The organism is Carboxylicivirga fragile (assembly GCF_050589805.1).
Lineage (GTDB): Bacteria > Bacteroidota > Bacteroidia > Bacteroidales > Marinilabiliaceae > Carboxylicivirga > Carboxylicivirga fragile.
Genome location: NZ_JBNGOY010000047.1, coordinates 25,924 through 47,009 on the forward strand (window position 1 = coordinate 25,924; position 21,086 = coordinate 47,009).

At 36.6% G+C, this 21,086-nt stretch carries 23 protein-coding genes and 1 pseudogene; 3 read left to right on the forward strand and 21 right to left on the reverse strand.

Going from position 1 to position 21,086, the window contains the following annotated elements; all coding sequences use genetic code 11:
• Positions 1-304: 304 nt before the first annotated feature.
• Positions 305-577, forward strand: coding sequence for an HU family DNA-binding protein (locus ACRD7B_RS17965; protein ID WP_430826004.1), 273 nt, complete (start codon positions 305-307; stop codon positions 575-577).
• 188 nt (positions 578-765) lie between these two features.
• On the opposite strand, the gene ACRD7B_RS17970 is transcribed toward ACRD7B_RS17965, so the two are convergent.
• The 19 genes from ACRD7B_RS17970 to ACRD7B_RS18060 all read right to left on the reverse strand — a co-directional run bounded on the left by ACRD7B_RS17970 (position 766) and on the right by ACRD7B_RS18060 (position 17,156).
• Positions 766-2,211, reverse strand: coding sequence for a relaxase/mobilization nuclease domain-containing protein (locus tag ACRD7B_RS17970; RefSeq protein ID WP_430826005.1), 1,446 nt, complete (start codon positions 2,209-2,211; stop codon positions 766-768).
• Positions 2,212-2,592 (reverse strand): plasmid mobilization protein, encoded by a 381-nt coding sequence (locus tag ACRD7B_RS17975; protein WP_430826006.1) that lies wholly within the window; start codon positions 2,590-2,592, stop codon positions 2,212-2,214.
• Positions 2,593-2,794: 202 nt separating this feature from the next.
• Entirely contained in the window at positions 2,795-3,475 is a 681-nt protein-coding gene (locus tag ACRD7B_RS17980; protein ID WP_430826007.1) for a DUF3945 domain-containing protein, read from the reverse strand.
• A 32-nt stretch (positions 3,476-3,507) separates the two neighbouring features.
• Positions 3,508-5,430 (reverse strand): type IV secretory system conjugative DNA transfer family protein, encoded by a 1,923-nt coding sequence (locus ACRD7B_RS17985; protein ID WP_430826008.1) that lies wholly within the window; start codon positions 5,428-5,430, stop codon positions 3,508-3,510.
• Positions 5,431-5,468: 38 nt separating this feature from the next.
• Entirely contained in the window at positions 5,469-6,269 is an 801-nt protein-coding gene (locus ACRD7B_RS17990; RefSeq protein WP_430826009.1) for a DUF4138 domain-containing protein, read from the reverse strand.
• 27 nt (positions 6,270-6,296) lie between these two features.
• Positions 6,297-7,430: a conjugative transposon protein TraM gene (gene traM / locus ACRD7B_RS17995; protein WP_430826010.1), complete on the reverse strand. Its 1,134-nt coding sequence runs from the start codon at positions 7,428-7,430 to the stop codon at positions 6,297-6,299.
• Positions 7,405-7,701 (reverse strand): hypothetical protein, encoded by a 297-nt coding sequence (locus ACRD7B_RS18000; protein ID WP_430826011.1) that lies wholly within the window; start codon positions 7,699-7,701, stop codon positions 7,405-7,407. The genes traM and ACRD7B_RS18000 overlap by 26 nt, the downstream gene beginning before the upstream one ends.
• A gap of 19 nt (positions 7,702-7,720) precedes the next feature.
• Positions 7,721-8,347 carry a conjugative transposon protein TraK gene (gene traK / locus ACRD7B_RS18005; protein ID WP_430826012.1) on the reverse strand — a complete coding sequence of 209 codons (627 nt, stop codon included), beginning with the start codon at positions 8,345-8,347 and terminating at the stop codon, positions 7,721-7,723.
• Between the two features lie 140 nt (positions 8,348-8,487).
• A complete protein-coding gene (locus tag ACRD7B_RS18010; protein WP_430826013.1) occupies positions 8,488-9,423 on the reverse strand; it encodes a TraJ family protein in 936 nt (311 codons plus the stop codon).
• A gap of 51 nt (positions 9,424-9,474) precedes the next feature.
• The gene (locus ACRD7B_RS18015; RefSeq protein WP_430826014.1) at positions 9,475-10,179 is read right to left on the reverse strand and encodes a hypothetical protein; all 705 of its coding nucleotides are present in this window, start codon (positions 10,177-10,179) and stop codon (positions 9,475-9,477) included.
• Positions 10,180-10,189: 10 nt separating this feature from the next.
• On the reverse strand, positions 10,190-10,834 hold the full coding sequence (locus tag ACRD7B_RS18020; protein ID WP_430826015.1) for a hypothetical protein: 645 nt from the start codon (positions 10,832-10,834) through the stop codon (positions 10,190-10,192).
• 2 nt (positions 10,835-10,836) lie between these two features.
• The gene (locus ACRD7B_RS18025) at positions 10,837-13,239 is read right to left on the reverse strand and encodes a TraG family conjugative transposon ATPase (RefSeq protein ID WP_430826016.1); all 2,403 of its coding nucleotides are present in this window, start codon (positions 13,237-13,239) and stop codon (positions 10,837-10,839) included.
• Between the two features lie 24 nt (positions 13,240-13,263).
• Complete coding sequence (locus tag ACRD7B_RS18030) at positions 13,264-13,578, reverse strand: hypothetical protein (RefSeq protein ID WP_430826017.1); 315 nt, start codon at positions 13,576-13,578, stop codon at positions 13,264-13,266.
• Positions 13,579-13,581: 3 nt separating this feature from the next.
• Positions 13,582-13,893 (reverse strand): DUF4134 domain-containing protein, encoded by a 312-nt coding sequence (locus tag ACRD7B_RS18035; protein ID WP_430826018.1) that lies wholly within the window; start codon positions 13,891-13,893, stop codon positions 13,582-13,584.
• Positions 13,894-13,905: 12 nt separating this feature from the next.
• Positions 13,906-14,280 carry a hypothetical protein gene (locus ACRD7B_RS18040; protein WP_430826019.1) on the reverse strand — a complete coding sequence of 125 codons (375 nt, stop codon included), beginning with the start codon at positions 14,278-14,280 and terminating at the stop codon, positions 13,906-13,908.
• Positions 14,281-15,020: 740 nt separating this feature from the next.
• Entirely contained in the window at positions 15,021-15,329 is a 309-nt protein-coding gene (locus ACRD7B_RS18045; RefSeq protein ID WP_430826020.1) for a hypothetical protein, read from the reverse strand.
• A gap of 30 nt (positions 15,330-15,359) precedes the next feature.
• Positions 15,360-16,025 carry an ATP-binding protein gene (locus ACRD7B_RS18050; protein ID WP_430826021.1) on the reverse strand — a complete coding sequence of 222 codons (666 nt, stop codon included), beginning with the start codon at positions 16,023-16,025 and terminating at the stop codon, positions 15,360-15,362.
• Positions 16,009-16,821 carry a hypothetical protein gene (locus ACRD7B_RS18055; protein WP_430826023.1) on the reverse strand — a complete coding sequence of 271 codons (813 nt, stop codon included), beginning with the start codon at positions 16,819-16,821 and terminating at the stop codon, positions 16,009-16,011. Before ACRD7B_RS18055 ends, ACRD7B_RS18050 begins: the two co-directional genes overlap by 17 nt.
• A complete protein-coding gene (locus tag ACRD7B_RS18060) occupies positions 16,821-17,156 on the reverse strand; it encodes a helix-turn-helix domain-containing protein (protein WP_430826024.1) in 336 nt (111 codons plus the stop codon). The genes ACRD7B_RS18055 and ACRD7B_RS18060 overlap by 1 nt, the downstream gene beginning before the upstream one ends.
• A gap of 232 nt (positions 17,157-17,388) precedes the next feature.
• Here ACRD7B_RS18060 and ACRD7B_RS18065 point away from each other — a divergent pair, with 232 nt between their 5' ends.
• Positions 17,389-18,315 carry an RteC domain-containing protein gene (locus tag ACRD7B_RS18065; protein WP_430826025.1) on the forward strand — a complete coding sequence of 309 codons (927 nt, stop codon included), beginning with the start codon at positions 17,389-17,391 and terminating at the stop codon, positions 18,313-18,315.
• A gap of 260 nt (positions 18,316-18,575) precedes the next feature.
• Here ACRD7B_RS18065 and tnpA read toward each other — a convergent pair.
• Positions 18,576-18,854, reverse strand: a pseudogene (tnpA, locus tag ACRD7B_RS18070) (IS200/IS605 family transposase).
• Between the two features lie 670 nt (positions 18,855-19,524).
• Here tnpA and ACRD7B_RS18075 point away from each other — a divergent pair.
• Complete coding sequence (locus ACRD7B_RS18075; RefSeq protein ID WP_430826026.1) at positions 19,525-19,725, forward strand: hypothetical protein; 201 nt, start codon at positions 19,525-19,527, stop codon at positions 19,723-19,725.
• A gap of 44 nt (positions 19,726-19,769) precedes the next feature.
• Here the strand turns inward: ACRD7B_RS18075 and ACRD7B_RS18080 are convergent, their stop codons facing one another.
• Complete coding sequence (locus tag ACRD7B_RS18080; RefSeq protein ID WP_430826027.1) at positions 19,770-20,645, reverse strand: response regulator transcription factor; 876 nt, start codon at positions 20,643-20,645, stop codon at positions 19,770-19,772.
• Positions 20,646-21,086 lie beyond the last annotated feature (441 nt).

The window sequence follows — 21,086 nt, forward strand, 5'->3', positions numbered from 1 at the left end:
AAAAAACTATATTTGAGGAGACAACTCAAAATTGTCTAAAGTTCAGATTACCTCGTCATTTTTATTTTAATGGCGAGGTATTTTTATATATTCAAATTTCATAACAACCATTTAAATTAATTATTTACCTATTTCATATTTGTATAGTAGATATAAACTTACTTTTTTATGAATTTTCTAATAACGTACTAAATAGTTAGAACTATTAGTGGCCGTTGAAGGATTTACAAATTATTTAATTACATACAACCCCAATTTATATGATTTTTTTAATAATTTAGTACAAGCTAAATATTATTAAGGTATGAATAAACAAGAATTAGTTTCTGCAATAGCAGAAAAGGCAGGGATTACAAAAGTAGATGCAGAAAAAGCAGTTAATGCATTTGTTGAAACAACAAAAGAAACTCTTACTAAAAAGGAAAGCATCCAATTAATTGGATTCGGTACATTCTCAATTTCAGAACGTTCAGCAAGAACTGGCAGAAACCCACAAACAGGGAAAGAAATTCAGATAGCAGCAAAGAATGTAGCTAAATTCAAGGCAGGAAAAGCTTTGGATGAAAGTGTAAATTAGGAATTTTCATTAGGCCTAAATAATAGAAGGCTATCTGTTGCGATAGCCTTTTTTTAGTTACAATAAAACAACTCTCAAAGACAACTTACAATTTTACAAAAACACATTCACAAGAAAATATCGTGAATGCAAAAACTGCCAAAAACATTTATGGTCAGACTTTATTACACCCTGGTCTGATAAAGATTTCATAACCGCCTACCTTTTCTTTTATTAAACCGATGGCTCTTCCCTTGTTTTTTCAATTTATTTCGACCCTCCTCCCTACGCCAATAATTCGTTAGTTCAAGTAAAAACTGCCGATTAATCTTATCCCAACATCCTGATTGATTAGTCAGGTAGCGTTTTTCTGTGTTCGTCGTGACTCCTTCTAAATCCATCTTGGAAAAGAGGTATTCAAAATGAGCTTTAACTGCATTTTGAATGGCTTTTTTAGCCTTTTCATCATGACTTGACACTATCGCACTAAATTCATTACTAGAGCTTAAATCAAGCTTTTCAAAGCTAATATTTGGCTTTTTATTTCTTTCAGTTTTATTCATCTTATCCTTGTCGATCAATGCATCAACAATACTTTGACCTTTACCTTTAAGGTCTTGTGTATATTCTCTAATAATAGTATAAAACTGGTCATTACTGAGGGCAAAATCTTTTAATCGAACACTATATTTCTTTAAGATGAATTGAGCATCCACCACCATTTTATCATTGGGCGAATAGATATTATAATTGCCATTTTTCGTTACTTTATAAAGGATCAGATCGTTTTTCAAAAAGGCTTTTCGAAGTTCCTCCTCTGTGTAAAAGCGATAGTTCTTTATCAGTCCTTTTATTGTTTGCTCTGTCTTTGACTTAAGTGCATTCTGCCTCTCTAAATTTAATTCTGTTTTATTGAATTGCACCTTTTCCAAAGCCGCCTTCTCATTAAAATCAGACATATTGATGGGATGACGTAGCGTGACTCCTTCTTGATCCTTTACCAACACAGATTGTCCATTAGCCGATTCATAAATCTCCAGATTAGAGGCCTTGAGTATATCTAAGTACTCTTGTTTAGAAACAATATTAGAGCGATTCAATAGGCTAAATACTTGTTGAATAGATTCCTTTAATTCAGCACTCTTTGAAGATGAAATTAAATTAAGAGCCATTTTTTTGCTTTGGGCTGTTTCCAACTGATATTTCAAATTAAGTTCCTTGATAAAATCCTTAATAATATATCGGTCATTACTATTCTTAATCTGCCTTCGTGTATTCACATCAATGCGAGTTGACACCACATGATAATGTTCCCGCTTAATATCCTGATGTCGATAGACGTAATAAGGTTGCTGTCCATATCCCAGCTTGCACATTAACGCATCTATTTCTGCTTTTAAACTGCTTGGCTCAATTCGATCCAAATCAGAACTAGCAGGGTTAATTGATAGGTGAAAACATTTGTGTTTGGCTCTGTTATTTCCGTCTTCAATCTGAGTTAAGATGTTCAGACGAAATGCCTTTTCATACATAAAAGGATTCGCGCAATTAGCATTGGCAAAAGCAAAGAAAAGGGCCTCATTCTTCTCTACCTTTTCTTCATTATAGTAAAAGACTCTTTCCGTGTTAAGTGATTGATGAATCTTAATGATCATTTAAAGACGTATTACCTTCAAGTAATTAGAAAGAACAGAAACCGCTTCCTTATGCAGTTGATAGCATTCTTGAATTTTCATCTTATCCTCTTCGCTTAGCATATAGGTGTTATAGGCATTTAACTTATGGGCAACCTGGTTCATGTTATTACCCACTTTTGCCAGTTGATAATCCAATCGTCTAAACACTTGAAAGTATTCTTCACTGACTGTAATGTGTTTAACAAGTCTTTTTTTCAATAGTCGATTTCTTGCAAAATCGCTTAAGGTGGAAAATCGTTCATGCCGAAATTGCTTCTGAATATCTTTTTTCTCTCTTTCACTTACACGGATAATTATAAAACTTGATAGCTTTTCCTGAGGGATGATTTTCGGTCGCATTGGTTATTTTTGGCTTTCACTAATGAATCATTTTTTTTATCACCTCGTAGAGCAAGAACAAGCGTTTTTGTATCACAAAAACATATCTTGCCTGTACTTCGTTAGAGATATCCTTCATCTATTTCTAAAAAGAAAAAAGCAACTAATAAAAAAGGAAAAGGGGACATACCTCTTTTCCTTTTACGTTTTGGATTAGGCATAATCAGCCTCCCACTTTAGCAGCCTTACTTTGCTTTTGTGTTTCCGATTTCTCTTGTTTTTGCCCTGCCTTTTTCTCCTGCTTAAAATCAGAAAAGCGAATATTTCGTTCTGCCGGATCAATTTGAAGCGCTGCTGAAAATTTCTTATCATTCCGACCCGTCATGCCTTTCAATTGCACCTTCTCACCATTGCTTAGTTTCTCCTTCTGAGAGGCTGTCAGTGTAACTCCCTTAATTCTATCAGCCACCTGGATGTTCTTTTGCTTAAGGGGTATGATCTCATTGGTTTTTGAATCAATACCAATGTAGTATTTATCCTTCTTGCCGTTAAAGTCTTGCATTTCTAAAGCCTTACCTAAATTACGATCATTAATCAAAGCTGATTTTTCATCTTTGGTGAAGGTATGGCCCATGAAACTATCTGGAATATGCAGGCGCTGAATGGGATGAATCCTCACCTTCATCTCCCCTTCTTCCTTTTGAAGGCGTATTTTAGCCGGTATACGATAGCTTTCATCATTGATTTTGGCATTAACGGTATAAAGCTTTTGTGAGCGAAAACCGTTCAAAAAATCAGTTAATTCCTTTTGCTCCATCTTGGTGATAAAATCTCGTTTAACACCTGCCTTTTCAAGCTTATCCAAGGGTACCTCTTCTAATTTGTAACGTGTGTTTTGTTCCATCATATCTGTATTTATGGTTCAACATTAAATGCTTAGTTATGGCCGTTTATTCGCTTTTGACAAATGGCTTGAATGTCATTGTAGATGCGGGTTCTATTTCGCTGAAGAATAAGTGCTTTGTTATCAAAATGGTAGTAGACTGGCATCGATACAGTTGGCTTATATCCCTTCGTATCAACTTTAATTAGCGCATTGAAATTTTTTCGCTCGATGGGGTACTTAAAACTATCAGCCACCTGTCCAATCATATGACCTTGTGGCAAAGTGGCCATCTTTCCCTCAGGCACTAAAAAATCCATCTGTGTTGAAAAGGTAGAGGACTGTGTGCTTCTATTGATACTGAGAGATTGCCGCTCTTGCAGTACTTTGCCCATACGATTCTGCATGTATCTGGCTGTTTCCCCAGAGGCTTGACCCGAGAACACATTGCCAATATTGGTCAGTATCGCATTGGCGGCTTCTTTGCCGTAATCTCGAATAAGTTGATCTATGGTTTGTATACCAAGTAATGTTGAAATACGATTACTTCTGGCTGTTGCAATCAATGTGTCCAACCCCCTAAAATAAATAGTCGGTAACTCATCAAATATTAGTGAAGACGCTTGTTGATCTTTTTTATTGATGATCTTCAGCATACGCGTAATAAACAATGACAAGACTGCTCCATATATTTCAATACGCAATGGGTTATTGGCCAGACAAAGCACCTTTGGGGATAATGGATTATTAATGTCTAATGAAAAGTCATCTCCCGAGCATATCCAGTAAATTTCTGGAGTAATAATTTTCGAAATGGCAATCTTCAAACTACCCAACTGCCCTTCCAGCTGTTCCTGAGCTCCACGGTGATAGGCATTGATAAAAGGATTAATAATATTAACCACATCTTGTTCTGTCCCCATGACATCAAAAAGTTCTTCATAATCCAACTGCAAAAGTTCGATAGCATGCGGCAGAGTGCAGAAACGTCCACCTTCATAGCGTTTTAAAAACCAAATGACAGCTGCAAAAAAGGTCACGGCTGATTCTGAGAAAAACTCACCTTGTTTACGAATCCATTCACGGTTCAGGTTATACAAGATGGTACGAGATGCTTCAAAGGCATCTATTGGACTATCCATGAGTTCAGGTGCCAAGGGGTTGCACCTTAGGCTTTTTTCAATGTCATCTAGATTGATTACGCAAAACTGGGTTTTCATTGGCAAACTACCATTAACCCTTTCACGCAAGAAGCGACTATAGGCCAATTGGGATAGATCAGGGAACTTAAAATCATAGACACACATAGCAAAACCTTTTTGCAGATGCTGGGTAATGAAAGGCTGAACTACGCTATATGACTTCCCCGATCCTGGTGTTCCAATTACCATGCTCGCCCGAAAGGGATTAACCACATTAATCCAGCCTTGTCTTTCTTTTTGTTGATGCACATAGCTAATGGGAAGATTAACCGACCAATGATTGTATTTCAAGTCTTCTTCTTGCAGAAAGCTTTCATTGCCTTCATTAAACCGATCTTTCATCAGGTTTACATTGATCAACTTAGATACATTGTCAAAGCCAACATTTAGCATCACAAAAGACCCCACTGAGAGAATGATATAGGCCAATACTTGAGAAGGCAAAAGCAGTATGCTAATCCAATAAAAAAACAAGCCTGTCAATATCTGAAGTACAATGGTGGTAACACTTAAGTCTGGTTTCTTCTGCGCTTTGGTTCCCATACAAGTTACTAGCAGTATCAGTGAGCAGACTAGTTTTGACAAGGTGATATCGGATAAAAAACGCAGTTTCAACAAGCGTTCAAATACCACATCCAATCCTTTGAGGTAAAATTTATGCGCCACAAAGTAATCCAAACAGGTAAGGTAGATAGATAAAAAAAGCAGCATATAACTCATAAAGCGAAAGGCTTCATGCAGGCGTATAAGTTGTGTTCCCTCTGTTTGAGACATGACAATTAGTTAATTGATTTAGTATTGTGATCTTTTACTTATTGAAGGTAAGCCGCTTTGACAATGGCTTTATTATTAAAATTTAGGGTTAAATCGCGCCCTGTGTAACCCGAGGTTTGCTCTTTTAACAAGACTTCCACTTCTTTATGTTTTGGGATGCTAAAGGATTTAAAAACCAGGATAACAATACTTGTATATTGAGGCTTAATGAAAAGTATCTTCTGAGAAACCTGGATTGGTTCAAGCATATATTCCTGTACATTGGCTGCTTTCTTTGGGCGTTTGTCTCGCATTAAAAAAACCGGGCACTCCCCTCGATAGATCAGGTTAGAGTTATTCTTCACGTTTAGTTTCATAAAAAGTAAATCATGCTTAACACAAATACCTTCCAATACCAACTCAATATCATTTTCTTTAACCTTGCTAATTGAACGTTTCAATTCCATTGTCTGCATTCTATTAATAGCACTTTGAATCTTATGAAGGGGCATCGCTGATTGTGACAATCCTAAGAAGGCTTCACCCTTAAAATCATTAAGGTTTATCTTCAAAGCACTCGTTTTATGATAACTCACTTCAAATGCATAGAGTTTATCCTGACATACAAGGGTCAAAGAAGACGTATCCGTAAATATCTCAAGTGCTTTCAATCGAACTATATTGGGATAATCGTCAATCGTTTCGGCTATTAGTTTTTCTGCATTACCCACCTGCACATAACTAACGGCAGCTGGACAAAGCAGGTGAACAACCGTTTGCTCATTGACTTTAATTAGGTTATTTGCCGATACTAAGGCACTAATCAAAAGGGCTTGTATAAGAATTATAGATACTTTCATAATGTGGCTTTTACTGGTCTAGATTGATTAATCATTTTGAAGAATGACAACGGTGTTTTTTCTGAGGTTCACCTTTTTTAACCTGACTCGTTTCATCATGTTTTTACTTAGATCATTGGCGGCATTTATTCCCATATAAGCCATTGGATCGTCTGTTGGTGTCAGCAAAACAGATGGATTAATATCACCTGCCACATCCTGATAGACTTTTCGTGCTACATTATCCGGCACATACAAACCTTTAATACCATCCATATCATAGACACTAAGTTTAACTGCTAGGAAATTATCTCGTTTGGGAATACTGCTAATGTATATCTGCAATCGTTCATTATCTGTCTTACACAGTCCATACACCAGGGTATTGGCTTTGATTTGCTGGCCATTTATTTCTGTATCGTTTAAAAGGCGCAACATGATACGATTGCCTGTCATGACTTTACTATCTTCTACTATTTGAGCTTTTAGGGATTGATGAGCATTGCTATTCTTGTTAAAACCAGATGTCGTTTTAATCTTTACTTCAAAGCCTTTCTGTTTTCTCCTATGTAGCTTTTCATATTGGTTTAGCACCATTTGCTTTTCTTGCAACTGCATTTGCATGGAGTCTTTCTGGCGGATCAGCTGTTCATGCTCGCTCAATAGATCTTGTAATTCCTCCAGCTCAATTGGTTGGCTACGAGCGTGTCTTTTCTGTTTAGCCTTCGGGGGCCGTTGACCGCTTATTCGTTTGGCATCACTTATATTTTGGGCATTTTGACTCTCATGACTGACGCTTCCTTGTGCTTCATTCAAAGCTTGTCTTGATCGCTCCTCTTGTATTTTAATACGCTCCATCAAGACCTCTGTAGCGCCTTGTTTATCAAGATTCTTCACCTGCTGAATGGTTGCATCACTTATTGTCGTATCCACATTGAGTTCAACAATAGTTGGTGTTTCCACCGTTTCCATCTGCTGATAGGCTTCTTTTTTATCCATTATTTTGATATTCCGATTTGCATCGGGTAATTGATAATTGGCCCCATTGAATGTTTTGTTTGCAGATTTAATGCTTGCTTGTCCTTGACCTCCTCCAAGGATGTAAAAAATTAGCACCACAAAGGGCAATGCCAATAAGGGTAGAATAAACAAGCCTTTATTTTTTTTGATGAGTGTCTTCATGGATTTGCTGATTTAAAAGTTGTTCAAACGAATCGACTGGCAGTTCAAATGGACTGTCCATCTTTAAACTATCTTCTTGATGCCTCAAGGTGTCTAATTGTAAAACTCCTTGATGGCCAAGTCCCATTTTATCACCTATGAAAAAGGACAGTAAAAACAAGACAAAGAATACTCCCAGAATACTCAGCCATTTAATTTGGCGTTTACCCTTACTTAAAGTCTTGTCCTTCTGTTCCACTCTGATGAGCCACTGTTTAATCTTCTTATTCATCACTTGTGTTTTTAATGAATTAAAAGTTGCTTCGCTTTCGGGTTTCGATGTCACTGTTATCATTAATAATCCAGCCTTCGATTAAAAAGCCATGGGTATTATTATCGGTTCGTGAGATATTGCGCAAATGACCACTTGTTGATAATTGGCGTATCGTAATATTGGACTTACGCACAATCTTTTGCTTACCGTGGAGTTGGAAGGTGTATGGATAAGATGAAAAATCCACCTGCACCGAATCACTACTTAAAGTCATGCTGATATCAGAGGCTATCACCCGATTATAAAGGTTATTCTCCTTATAAGTACGGTATTGTTTCATAGCACTTTTATCTGCCAGATAGAGCGCCTCTCGTATGTTATTTTCGATATAATCCTTATCCGGCTCCAGAGTGAAGAAGAGCTCATGAAAACGTTTAACATGGTTCTTGGCTTCTGCGCTTCGATTCTCCGATATATCCGCTCTTAAGGCCAGCAAGAGCGATTGCCCATTATCCAAGACATATATCTTCTGGCGAGATTCCTTTACCATTTGTAATGAGGTGATGTAAGTATAAAGGCCGGCACCAAGGCTTAAAATTGTCGTTACCAAAAGCACATAGACGGTGTATCGAAACTGCCGTTGTATCTGAATAAGTTGTTGCATAATTAGACATTAGATTGTTAGACCTTTAGATATCAACACTAAGAGGCTGAAGTTTTTTTACTATTGACTATTCGAGGCATAATGAGCTCATGTGTTTTCGCACATCATGTCAATCAGCATTTGGCCGGGGCGTCACTCTACTATTTCAGTGCACCTTTAGAAACAGCCATCATAGCAGCTGTTCTGAGCATTCGACCACCTCCTGTATTAGTTCCTGAAGCATTCACAATCCAGGTCGCTATCTTAGGTACCATCACCAAACCACAGATACCACAGACCGGAACAATCAAACCCGAGACAAAAAACATGGATGCTTGATAAACGCCCATCTGATTAATCAGGTTGATCTCTATATCGAGCACATAGATCAGCAACTGTTGGGTCAATGACAAAATGATTAAAGCAATGGGCAAATAAAGATTAACATTGATAAAACGAGCTATCCATTGTAGGTAGTTATCCTGAAAACCATCAAAAATAGAAATGGAAAAAACCAGGGGGCCAAAGATGATCAGAAGCACACAAAAGATGGTGCGTAAAAAAGCAATCAGATAGACCACCACTTCAAATGCCACTTCGGTCACTTGGCGTAATCCTTCCATAATGTAATAACCTATTTGATTGCCTAGGGCACGACCACTGACAATATTGTAGGTAGTAAGAATGACGTTAATGCCCCTGTCCCAAAGATCGGCTTCCTTGTCCCCATTCTCCTGAAAACTTGGCATATCAGTTAATAAAATGGACATCTGCTTTTCTTCTAATTTTTCTTTTACGTGTTCTTGTTGATTGCTATAGATCTCTTCTGACAAATAGGTTAAGCCTTTTGTTGGACTCAATAAAAGATGAACAAATGGCCCCCAGAAAGTAATGACTAACACGAAAGCAAAAGGTCTTAACAATGGTAATATAAGGATGGGATTATCTGCAATGAGTTGTTCAAATATACGCTTGGCTATAAATAAAAAAGCTGCTATCCCACCAATGGCACGAGCCATATCCACTAATAAACGCGCATGCTCAATGCCTATCTGAATCAAGTTATCTGTAAATACAAAGAAGTTTTCAATATTCATGGTGCTAAAATGTTTGGTATTAGTGGTTTCGTTGATGTGCCAATGCTGTATCTATTGCCCCATAAAGTCAAGATTATTACCCGATTGATTCAACATCTGGTAATAACTAAACTTTTGAGTGGAATAAGTGATTGATCCCAATAGGTTTTTTAGTTCTTGCTGAACTTCACCCATTGCCTTTATTTTATCTGCTTGCTCAGCATCCAAGTGGTTAATCATCAGATAAGCTTCCATTTGTTGTCTAATGGCATTTTCAAAGATTTCTGTTATCTCAGAAGGCACATTTTGCTGCTTGAGGTAATCCAAAGCTTGCAGGTTTAATTGAAAATTCTGCGTTAAACCATATACATCAGGAATATTCATAAGTCTACTATCTCGCAAAAAGCCTTCAATAATCTCGTGTGCCTCCTGATTGAGCATTATACCGCCCACTGCATCCAAACACTTACCCAGAGTTTTCTTATCCAGACTTTTTAATATCAATTTGATCGCATCATTAACCCCCATATGTAAATAGCCTTTAACATCATAAACAGGTTCTGAATTCGCATAATAGTAATAGTGACTTGGATAAAGGCGAACAAAACTATGCGCTACAGGTGGTAACCAACCCTTCCAGCAAACAAAACTTAAGGGATAATCATTGTTCATGGTGGGATAGCGTCCTTTCCATTTTTTAGTATCAAAGACGCTTTGAGAATAAACTTCAATACTCAAAAGTGAAATACATGTTAGTACTATAAATAGACGTTTCATGGATTCAAGATTAGTTGGTTTCATAAAGGCTATAATAAAAAGCAAAGGTCTTCAGATCTCCCATGCTATAGCTTTTCATATAGGAAGCATACAGAATCTTGTTATAGAGGTAACAAATGGTGCCATAATGCTGGTGCACCTGACGGTAGATGCCATTGATGACATCATAACGTGCTTTGTCATCCATGATGAAGGCTTTGTCAATGGTGATGGTACTTAGTACCTTCGTGACCAAATCGCGACTATCGGTCAGTATAATATCAAATGCTTGTAGGATGGCTGCCGCTTGCTGGGGCGTGAAATTATTATCCTGAATCAGCTTGGGTACTTTAGTGGTATAGATATCCAATATCTTATTCAACATATCACGCGTTTCCTCAATGCGTTTATAGTCTTTAATAAGTCCTGAGACATTCTCTACGGCATCCAATAACTGCTGATCAATACCCAGTAAATCACCGGTTAATCCTTTGATATCTCCATTCAAGGCTTTAATAAGAATGTTATACCAACTCATCTTACTGAGAATACCTTTTTCTTGTATCCACAATGCTTCTCGCTGAATCCCTGCTCCCACATCAGTAACAGGTGCCTGAGATAAAACCGTAGCTGAAAACATGATAATGAGTAGTGATAAATAAATTTGCTTTTTCATGGTTATAGCGTTTTAAGTAGTTTGATAAATGAGTTATGTTCTTGCATTTGTTGTAGCAAGACTTGCTTTTCTTTCTCTTCTGAGGTATAACAGTGGTATTCTTGCTTACTCACTTCCAAAGCAAAGACTCTGGAATAACTGCCCAGACCTACAAAACATTCTTTGAGTTTCCGTCCTGTGGGCAGGTTGCGGTTCACCGATAAGATCTGCTCCTTTTGGAAGTCTGTCAGCCCCAATACCTGACTTATCTTATCGAACTTATTGGCAAACTTGCGCATGTCCAATAGAATCTTGGTATCGGCATTATTAATGATGGCATCGCGTATTATGGGACTGGAGATCACATCCTCAATCTCCTGGGTGACCACCAAGGCTTCGCCAAAGAATTTACGTATGGTCTTGAAAAAGTATTTGATGTAATCCGCCATCTGAGGCGTGGCGATGGCTTTCCAGGCTTCTTCAATACAGATGACTTTTCGTGTGCCTTTCAAAAGACGCATTTTCTGCATGAAGATGTCAATGATGATGAGTGTGGCCACAGGAAAAATTACAGGGTGGTCTTTGATATTATCCAGCTCAAAAACAATGAAGGGACATTGAAAAAACTCATCTGTCTGCATCTGTTTATTCAAGAGGTAATCATATTCTCCTCCCACGTAGTATTTGCTCAGTATAAAGAAGAATTCTCCGGTGTTAAAACACAAGCCTTTATCACCCACCAAAGCAGGTATCCATTGCTGAACAAACTCATAGTAGCTATTGAAGCTATGTCCTTCTTGGTGCTTTTTGTAATAAGCTGTTACCGATTGGGCAATCACATCCTTATCAATTTCACTAAGCTGTGGTTTATAAATGGTGTAGAGCACCGATAAGATGGTTTGTTTTCGTTCGGTAGAAAGGCCATTATTCAGCACAAAGGGATTAAATGAAATGGGTGTCTCTTCGGTAAATTCCACATGCATGGCACCTCCTTTATCTTTCAGGTACTCATCAAGGTACTTCACCAACAACTCATAACTTCTACCCACATCAAGAAGTACCGTATGGCAGTTATCACTCTCGGCATAATGCCTTAGAAGATGATTGGTTAAAAATGACTTGCCCGAACCGGAGCCCCCAATAATGATTTTATTACGGTTATGTATCTGATGCTTTTCCATGGGTTCATCCGAGATATCCACTTTAACTGGACATCCATTTTGGCGATCTGAGAATTGAATAAAAAAAGGAGATTGGCTATTTTGTATGGCGCCTTCAAAATTCAGGAAACAACAAGCCTCAGGAGATTGCATCAGCATTAATTCTGTTTCGGGCAGTTGCGTGCTAGCTGGCATATTAGCCCAATACATGAGTGGTAGGTCAAAGCTATGGCGATAGGGCAAACAGTTCATTTTGGAAAAGCTGGTGAGCACTTCACTCCTTTTTTGCTTTAAGCCATTTAAAGACTCATCAAAAAGCATCAGGTTATAATGCATTTGCACAATGGGCTCACTGCCTTGCTGAACGATTTCCAGAAAATGCTCTATCAATTCTGCATTGAGTTTATTTTCTGTAGAGAATTTTGAGAGGGAATAAATCTTTTTGTGAGCACTCTCCAACTGGCTCTTGATGACCGTTTGATTACCTACATACAAAAAGCAATTGGTGATGTGGGAAAATGGTAAACCGAAGCTAAGTGGATAAACCATTGAGACTGGCAGGTTGGTCATAGGTTCTTCCCCGCAAGGGCTCACCTCTCCTGGTACATGATCATAATTACTCAGACTAAAGGTCTCAACAAAACTATTCATCACTTTTAAATGATCCCTAAAGTCAAGACTACCTAAAACACTCGTCTTATCCTGAAAGTTCATGCTTAGGTAACGCTGCATCAGGTGCATCATCTCATCTCTAGATAGCAGACTGCTTTGTATTCCACCTTGAAGTAATTGCGCCATTACATTGGTGCTAATTTCTTCCAGTTGGTCTTGCTCATGTTTTGCTTTCCTACGATTTACAGCTGGTTTGAAAAGGCTGGTACCTAAGAAATTTTTTAACAGGCCTGTGTTCATAAGCGAAATAAACAAATAGGCTTCATGCTGCAGGTGACTTCTGCCCTCAAAATGATTGAGGTACGCTTTATCCAAAAAGGACACTTCTACTTGATCTGTGCTTGCGTCTTGCTCCTTTGATTTAAACGATCTCTGGAGGAAATAATCCTGACGATGAAGAAGGGTTCCAGCAGGTAACATAGCAATAAGCCGCCGGAAAATATCGTGTAGCTCATTTAATGTTTCCGCACTGCAAGAAAACAATTCGGGTAGTTGCAAACGAATTCCAATGGTCATATCCAAATTACTGGATAATAGAATATCTCCATCAAAACCCAAGACGGGCATACTTTCCTCGATGCTTTTTATCTTCATGATGCGTATTGGATATTCAGTTGACTATTGCTTGATAATTTTCTTTAAAGGATGTTTCATGCTGATAAACTGTGGTAGCTGTTTGGCTATCTTTTGCTTTTGATAGGCTTCGGGTCCCATGGTACGTTGAATCTTACTCAATCGATAAAGTACAAAAAGAAGCAATGGAACCGTTAAAAAGACAGCTAACAAAGGGCTTGTCAGCAGGTAAATCACAGTGAACCCGCCAAAAGAAATCAAAACAGCGTACAGGGCTTTGTAAACTAATACACCGGAGAATCCTTTGACATAGAGTTTTGTATCTACCTTGCTGATGCGATAGTGTTTTTTGCCCTTCATTTCTTAACCAAAGAAAGCTCGGATAACAACTCCTACCAAGACTAAAAAGAGGCAAGCCCCAAACCAGCCCATCAAGGCTTTCTGGGTGTCTTGATCACCACTTTGCCACTTGATGTATACCCGAATACCGCCAATGAGACCAACAACAGCTCCTATGGCAATTATTAAATTGGCAACGGGATCTACATAGGATTGCACCTCCGTTGTGGCTTGGTCAATACCGTCTGCAGATTGCGCAAATAGCCTTGGAAGAATATAAAGCAATCCTATGAGGATAAATAAGGATTTTCGAATGATAACTTGCTTGTGTTTCATGTCTTGGTATTTTTATGAATTAGGTATTTCTTGATTGGCGGCATAGGCCAATTGTTGGCTCATTTGAACATTGCTCATCTTAGATGGAAGCATCATATCGTCCAGTTTAATGCCTGTTTCATCAACACCATTATCTGGTTTCAACACAAAACTATCCTCCGTATTTTCAACGGCACAAACACGTTCCTGAGGTAGTTCATCGGCTTTGACAAACTGGGTCTTCAATAGCTCTTTTGGAGCAAGGGCTTCTGACTCGAAACTTTGTTGCTTTTCCTTTCCTGTTTGTTTAACCAATAGATACAGAACAACTACTAGATAATAGATAAATAAACACAGTGCTATTAATTGAATGAACTGCAAATGGGATATCTTTTCTAATCCAAACATGTGTTTTGTTTTAGTTCAACTTCCTTAACCAACTCAAATGCTTTGGCTTCTTTTGAATGACCTCCCAAAGTTCTGAAGGCTTTCTGGATTTCATTCCACAGTCGTTCCCAAGTGGGATTCAGTTTGCATCACTTTGACATATTTTGATGCATTTTCATAACGCGTAAACCACTTTTCTAATAGGGATTGGTGTGTTTTGCAAAAGGAAACGGAATAAAACTTTGCAGTTGGCAATTATTGATGGGCATGACCTAAAAAGGTGGGAAACTTAGGTGTTTTTGTTCACTGATTACAACTATTTGACCTTGTCACTATAAGCTATTTAGAAAAACACCTGTGTTTCACCCGCAAATAAGAAAAGCATGCGCATCAAGTGCGGTGGGTTTATGCCGAACGCTTTTGCAAAACACAGCTCCCGATTACACCTTTGTGGCGCGATATGGCAATGCTTAACTAATAGCATCACTAATGGCTAATAATAATTCATTTATTGAAATATGGAAGGTCGTATGTGATAGCTCTTTTACCTTCCAAAAGGGCATCTTAGGTGAAGCGCCGAGCTTAGTATGGTTCGGATGGGCTTTGGGCAACTAAGCGAGGCGATGAAGCCTGTGATGCCTTTAAGGAGTGAGCGGATGCGAAACGGCTTGTTTGAAAAAGGTAACTCCTAATAGTTTGATTTAACCTCTAATTTTTACCGTCTCTTTTTCAAATGTGCCGGGCTCAATATCTCATATACATTAAAGAACAATGCCTTCTGTATTCACTTTATGGTAGATGGGGGTATTGCTAAATTGCTTATGCCAGTCTTCCTTGGAATACACATAAAGCGATAATGAATGACCTGAATGGAGCTCTACTTGATAACGTGCGTTCAAATACTTCTGTTCCAATCCAAAATCAACCCTATTGGGCGATAAAACATAAACCTGTAGTTCTTCATCACGTCCTTTACCTTGTGGAAACAACAAAGTTATCTCCGCGTAAGGATCCAATGACTGTACATGTTCTTTTAGCAACTCTGTAATATCTCCAGGCTGTTTATTCATAGCTCAAAAATAGTAACTATAATCCATAGTTCACTGCCTTTTATCACCTACCTGTTTATCAAAACTGATAAGATTAAACATCTCACGCATCCGGCTTCTAAGGCGATTACCATAGATACGTTCCAATTCCGAGGCCGACAAATTACTTGTTAGGTGTGTTAACATTTTTCGATTGACAAAATGATCGTAACGACTCAATAGTATCTCTGCCATGACATTACATTCATTGCCAAAATAATGAACGGGACGCTCCACTCCTACATCATCAAAACAGTAAACTTTTGGACAATAATTATTCGATAGAAACTGATAGGAGGAAGTGGTATATTTTGAGATTAGCTGGTAGCCTTGTTGCACAAAACTAAAGGTTATTTCTCTCGATGAGTGAATGATGTAACGTTTCTCCTTGGGGAAAAAGTTATTCAAAAGGTACATCAAACTGGTTTTTCCACAGCCCACAGGACCAACTACTAAAAGTCCTTTATCGGGGTTTAAGCCAAGTCGAATCATGTTCTCTTTATCACCGATGGCATAAACCAATAGTTTGTATAATACACCATGGTCTTTTGTCTGCACCTTAAAGTGCATGCCATACCGTTTCTGTCCAGCATGTTCTAACCATGTCAAACAAGCTGGAAAACTATAATTCATCCAACCATTTTTCTCCCAACGCATGGTTTTATAGGGGCTCATCATAGTCTTTGTCATTTTTTGTGGATAGATAATCTATACCATTCTCTTTTGATTTGTCAGCATATCTGGAAATGTTAAGTATCCAGTTTCTGGCAGCTGCACTCCAGTCTTTCATGGGACTCTTACCTCCTACCTTCCAACCATTGGATTCAAAATAATTAAAAAAACGAACAGCTTCCATCTCATTAATTTCTTTCTCTTGGAAATAACTTTTAACATCTATCAGCTCAGGTTTCTTAAATCCTACTGTTTTCTTTTCTAACGGTTTTTGACCAGCTTTATCTTTGGCTTCCTCTTGCGCGCGTGCTCCATTTGTTTGTAATAGTTTATTATTGTTTTCTTTGTTTAATAATGTTTTATAGTTATTTATTAAAGGCGTATCACTTGTTTTATCACCACTATGATCAGGGGTGTTACCATCACTTATAGCACTTGTTTTATCAGTGGTTTTATCAGTGATAAAACCACCAGTATTACCATCTGAATTATCAGTACTATTATCACCGGTATTATCAAAAGTGATAATAGTGACTTTTGAACCTTGATACATGCTTTTTGATGGTTTGTATTTCACATATCCCCATGCGTCCAACTCTTTGATGGTGCGAGTATAGGTATTTATAGAACCTATCTTGGATAGCGGCATCACTTCTTGTCTGGCGATCTGCATTCCTTCAATGAACGTCAACTTATTCCAGATATGAAATAAGGCCATGTACAAGCTGATATGCCTTGGTAACACACGTTGGTCCTTAGCTAAACGATCCAAAACACTGTTTAGATGTCTAATGTAATTCATTACTTGAATCTGTCGGGAGTGGAAATTTTATTACTCTTCAACATTTTTTGAATGTCAGCGTATTCGTAAAACAACATACCTCCTACTCTCGTGTATGGTAAATCACCTTTAACCCTGAAATTCTGGAGTGTACCTGGTGAAATGCCCAACAGCTCTCTTACTTCAAAGCTTTTCAACCACTTTTTCGGGTTTGAACTATAGTTCTCAGCAATAATCTTTGTTAAATCTTTTAGCAAAACTTCTTTGAAATGGTTAAGATCATAAGTGGTAACAATCTGCTCCCGGTACAATTTCTCATGTCCATAACTCGCTTCCCGTTCTGATTTGAGTGCCATAATAATTTGATTTGGTGAAAAATGAATCCTTCAAAGTTTAAGACCTTTTTTGGATTTCATTCACAAGTCAAACCCAAGTTGGTATCACTTTTAAAAAAATTACCATGATTGCTAAATAATTTAATCGAATGCTACGATAAACTTCCTAATCAAACTCACAATAATTATAAACCCATCATATAAATAGATAGAACTAACTCTTTTTACCAAACAAAAATATAACTACTTTTGAATGCTAGTTATTTTTTTTACTGTCGAATCTCTTTTTTTAAATGGTTTAACCAATACTTATGTGATGAAGAATGAATCGCCAGATGTTATCCAAGCTATTTTAACAGAATACGAACAGCAAATTAGCCAAATTAAACTGAATGAATTTAATCCTCTATCTGATATTGAAAAGGGCATTCAAATCAGCAAAATATTTATTCAACGTCTAAGAATTAAAGTGCAAGAAGGTTGCCTTACTTCTAAGGAGCATGAAATCAATTTTTTCAAGTACATTAAGCCACGAATAGTAGGAGACCTTCTCTACTATTGCTACTTAAAGGAAATTACCCACCATCGTCCTGTATGCACCATCTATGTCTTACAAGAATTTTTAGAGAAAAAACTGGAAAGATTTAGTCATTTTTTAAAGAAGAACTTTAAATGCTATGCCTATTACAATTCTGAAGGGAATAAGAAATGTGATGAATATTATTTTGTAAGGTGTTATCTAAAAGTAGAAGACTATCATTATCATCCCTATTCAATGATAGATACGAATTTTGCCACTAGTAAGGATTATCTCTTCGCCGAATTCAGAGCTCATGAAAAGGTGATTAAATATCTGGAAGATGAATTATTAAAACTAAAAGCACAGAAGAAAAAAACCTTTAAATCACTTGAACAGTGGTTATCCCATTCACCTTTTTATTGGACCGACACCAAAGTAGCGGCCACAGAATTAATTTATGCCTTGGCAAGCTCTGGGAGTATTAATAATGGCAACGTAGATATTAAAGAACTGGCGAAGTATGTTTGTCTGTTCTTTAACATTGATAAACTAGAGTTTTATCGTATTTATTCTGACTTGAAAATTAGGGAGAACCCCGCGGCTTTTATTGATAAGCTAAAAGCAAATTTAAGGAAGCGTATTGATGGTGATATGAGTTAGGATTATTATAATACCTTAAGATGTATTGTACTTTCATTAGATAAAAGCAATCACTTTAAGACATTATAAATTAACCACAGTATACTAATAATCAATGATTTACATAGCGACTAGAATGTTTGAAAGTCATTATTCTTGAGCTCTATTCAACAATTTTATGATAAAATTTGAGATATTTTAATCTTTGAGCTTTCTATGATGCTCCAATTATGCTTTATCCATTTCATCAGTTATAATTACTGTACTCCAACAACCAAAACCTATTGCCAAAATGCCACACCAATATTTTTCCCTAGTTCAGGAAGTTCCTGCTGCAACTTTCGAGAAGTTATACCATTGAATTTCTTTACAAGTTCACTAATATTTTGTGATGGTCAACAGTTGATATGCGTGTGAATATCATCCAATGACACATCGCCTTTCAATATAAGAACATCCTCTACTTCACATATCTGAATCAGCAATGTTCGAGACCTTATTTTTATTTCTCCTTGAAGAACGGAGTATTGATATTTCGTAGACCACACGATGTATAACATTAGTTATTTGCACCATAATTTCAAAGATACCTTTTTAAAAGCTAGAGCAAGATGCACTAAAGTGCATACTATTAATTACAATTGAGACCAATAAATTTATTTCTACTAAACTACATACATTATTAGTTGATTAATTTTTCCGTCTTCTAAATTTCTCACATGTTAATAAAAAACACCCTCCACCAAGACTACTTCACTAGTTATATACTCATTAAGACAAACAAAATGCAAATCCATAACTATTGAGTGATGAAGATTTAGAACCTGAAAAATAACTATTAAAGAGAGTATTACGTTACTAATAGTTTATTAAGTCAGTCAATATTGTTAATTTTCTAATTTCTAAATATTTTTACATATAAAAAATTACCTAATGTTATTCACTATATTTTCCTCAGCTGTGGTTTCTTGTAATCATATACATATTAAAAATAAGAATCGCACTCAAATAATAAGCTTACCAGACAAATACTTGCACTTCTAAATATCAATAGTAAAATCAATTACAGTAAATATATTAATGAACAAATAGTAGAGCATCAAGGTGAAGGAATTTTTGTATAAAACCAAAGAGCAACAATTCATTGTTCAAACTAATCACGGTAAAATTTGTGTTTTAGGAACTCATTTAATGTAGAAAGCAAAAAAGACGAGCTAATTATTTAAGTCGATGATGGTGAAGTTGGTGTCATCGCTAATAGCAAAAAAAGGAAGTTACATATATGGAGAACGCATTATATATAATGATGCTAAACAATTTTTTAATAAAAGAAAAGCAGAATTTAAGTATCACATATGGACAAAGGGAATCAAAAATGATATGCGTTACTTAAGTAACGAAATGGAAAAGAATGGAAAAAAAACACATTAAAAATTAAAAAAAAGCACGAACTAATACTGTTCCCAAAGCTGCTCCTAATATGCTTCAGAATGTTCATTTTTATATTCAGTTGGAGACATTTTAAACGTATCTTTGAAATTTCTCCTGAATGTTTTGACTTCATTGTAGCCAACTTTATAAGCAATCTCAGAGATTGTATCAGATGATTCCGTTAAATAACGAGCTGCTAGTTCTATTTTAACTGAAATAATAAACTCATGCGACGTTTTATTGGTAATTTTCTTTAAACGTCGATTTAAGGTTGACAAACTTAATGCCATCTTTTTTGCAATATATTCGGAATTTAAATTAGGATCACTTATATTTTCTTCAATAAGATTAATTGCTTGTTCAATAAGTACAGCATCTTGGTTTGATATTTCAATATTCTTAGCTGCCAAATGAATCTGTTTGGAATATTTTTTACTTAACGTTTTTCGGCTTGAAATTAACATTCGTACTTTTTCGAGTAATAAATCTGGATGAAAAGGTTTTGAAATATATAAATCAGCTCCTTTTTTTGTACCAAACAATTCATCCTCAGGTAAACCTTTTGCTGTCAATAATAGTATCGGTATATGTCCCGTCTCAAGATTTGATTTAACCTTCTCACATAACTCAAAGCCATCCATTTCTGGCATCATAACATCTGAAATTATCAAATCAGGTATATGTTCAACAACAGCCTCAAAGCCTGCAATCCCGTTCGCTGCTTCGATAACAACGAAAAATTGACTTAATAAGTCTTTTAAATATGTTCTTATTTCCTTATCATCTTCAACAACAACAATATTGGCTCCACTTCCTTTCGTATTAGTAGATTTAACTTGAACATTTGTGCTATTAAGAACAACGATCTCTCGTTTATAATTACTTTCAGAATCACTGTTACAGCTATTACTATCAAGCAAATGTTCTGTGCCAATTTTCAGCGTTATCCTAAAAGTTGTTAGCTCATTTTGTACACTTTCAAAATCAATTGTTCCTTCGTGAAGCTCAATGTAAGCTTTAGCTAGGCAATTTCAGAAGTAACAAGATTTTAAATAAAATTTAGAGGTTAATCATTTATGGTTAGCCTCTTTGCTTTTCATAACTATTAATGAGTATATAATTGGCTTTGTTCCGATTATTAAAGAGCATACCAATCCCAGGTGGACTATGTTATTTTCATAAATTCCTAGGCTGCTAAAGATAGGTGATCTTGCATCCGCCGACCTATCTCAAGTGCATTGCTAACATGTATACCAAAGAATATCAAGAGGATTTCATTCTGCTTGGTTCGAGCTTTGATGCGATTCAGATAGTAATGTTGTTTATCCTTTCCAAAACTGCCTTCCAGCTTGGTTGCCCGC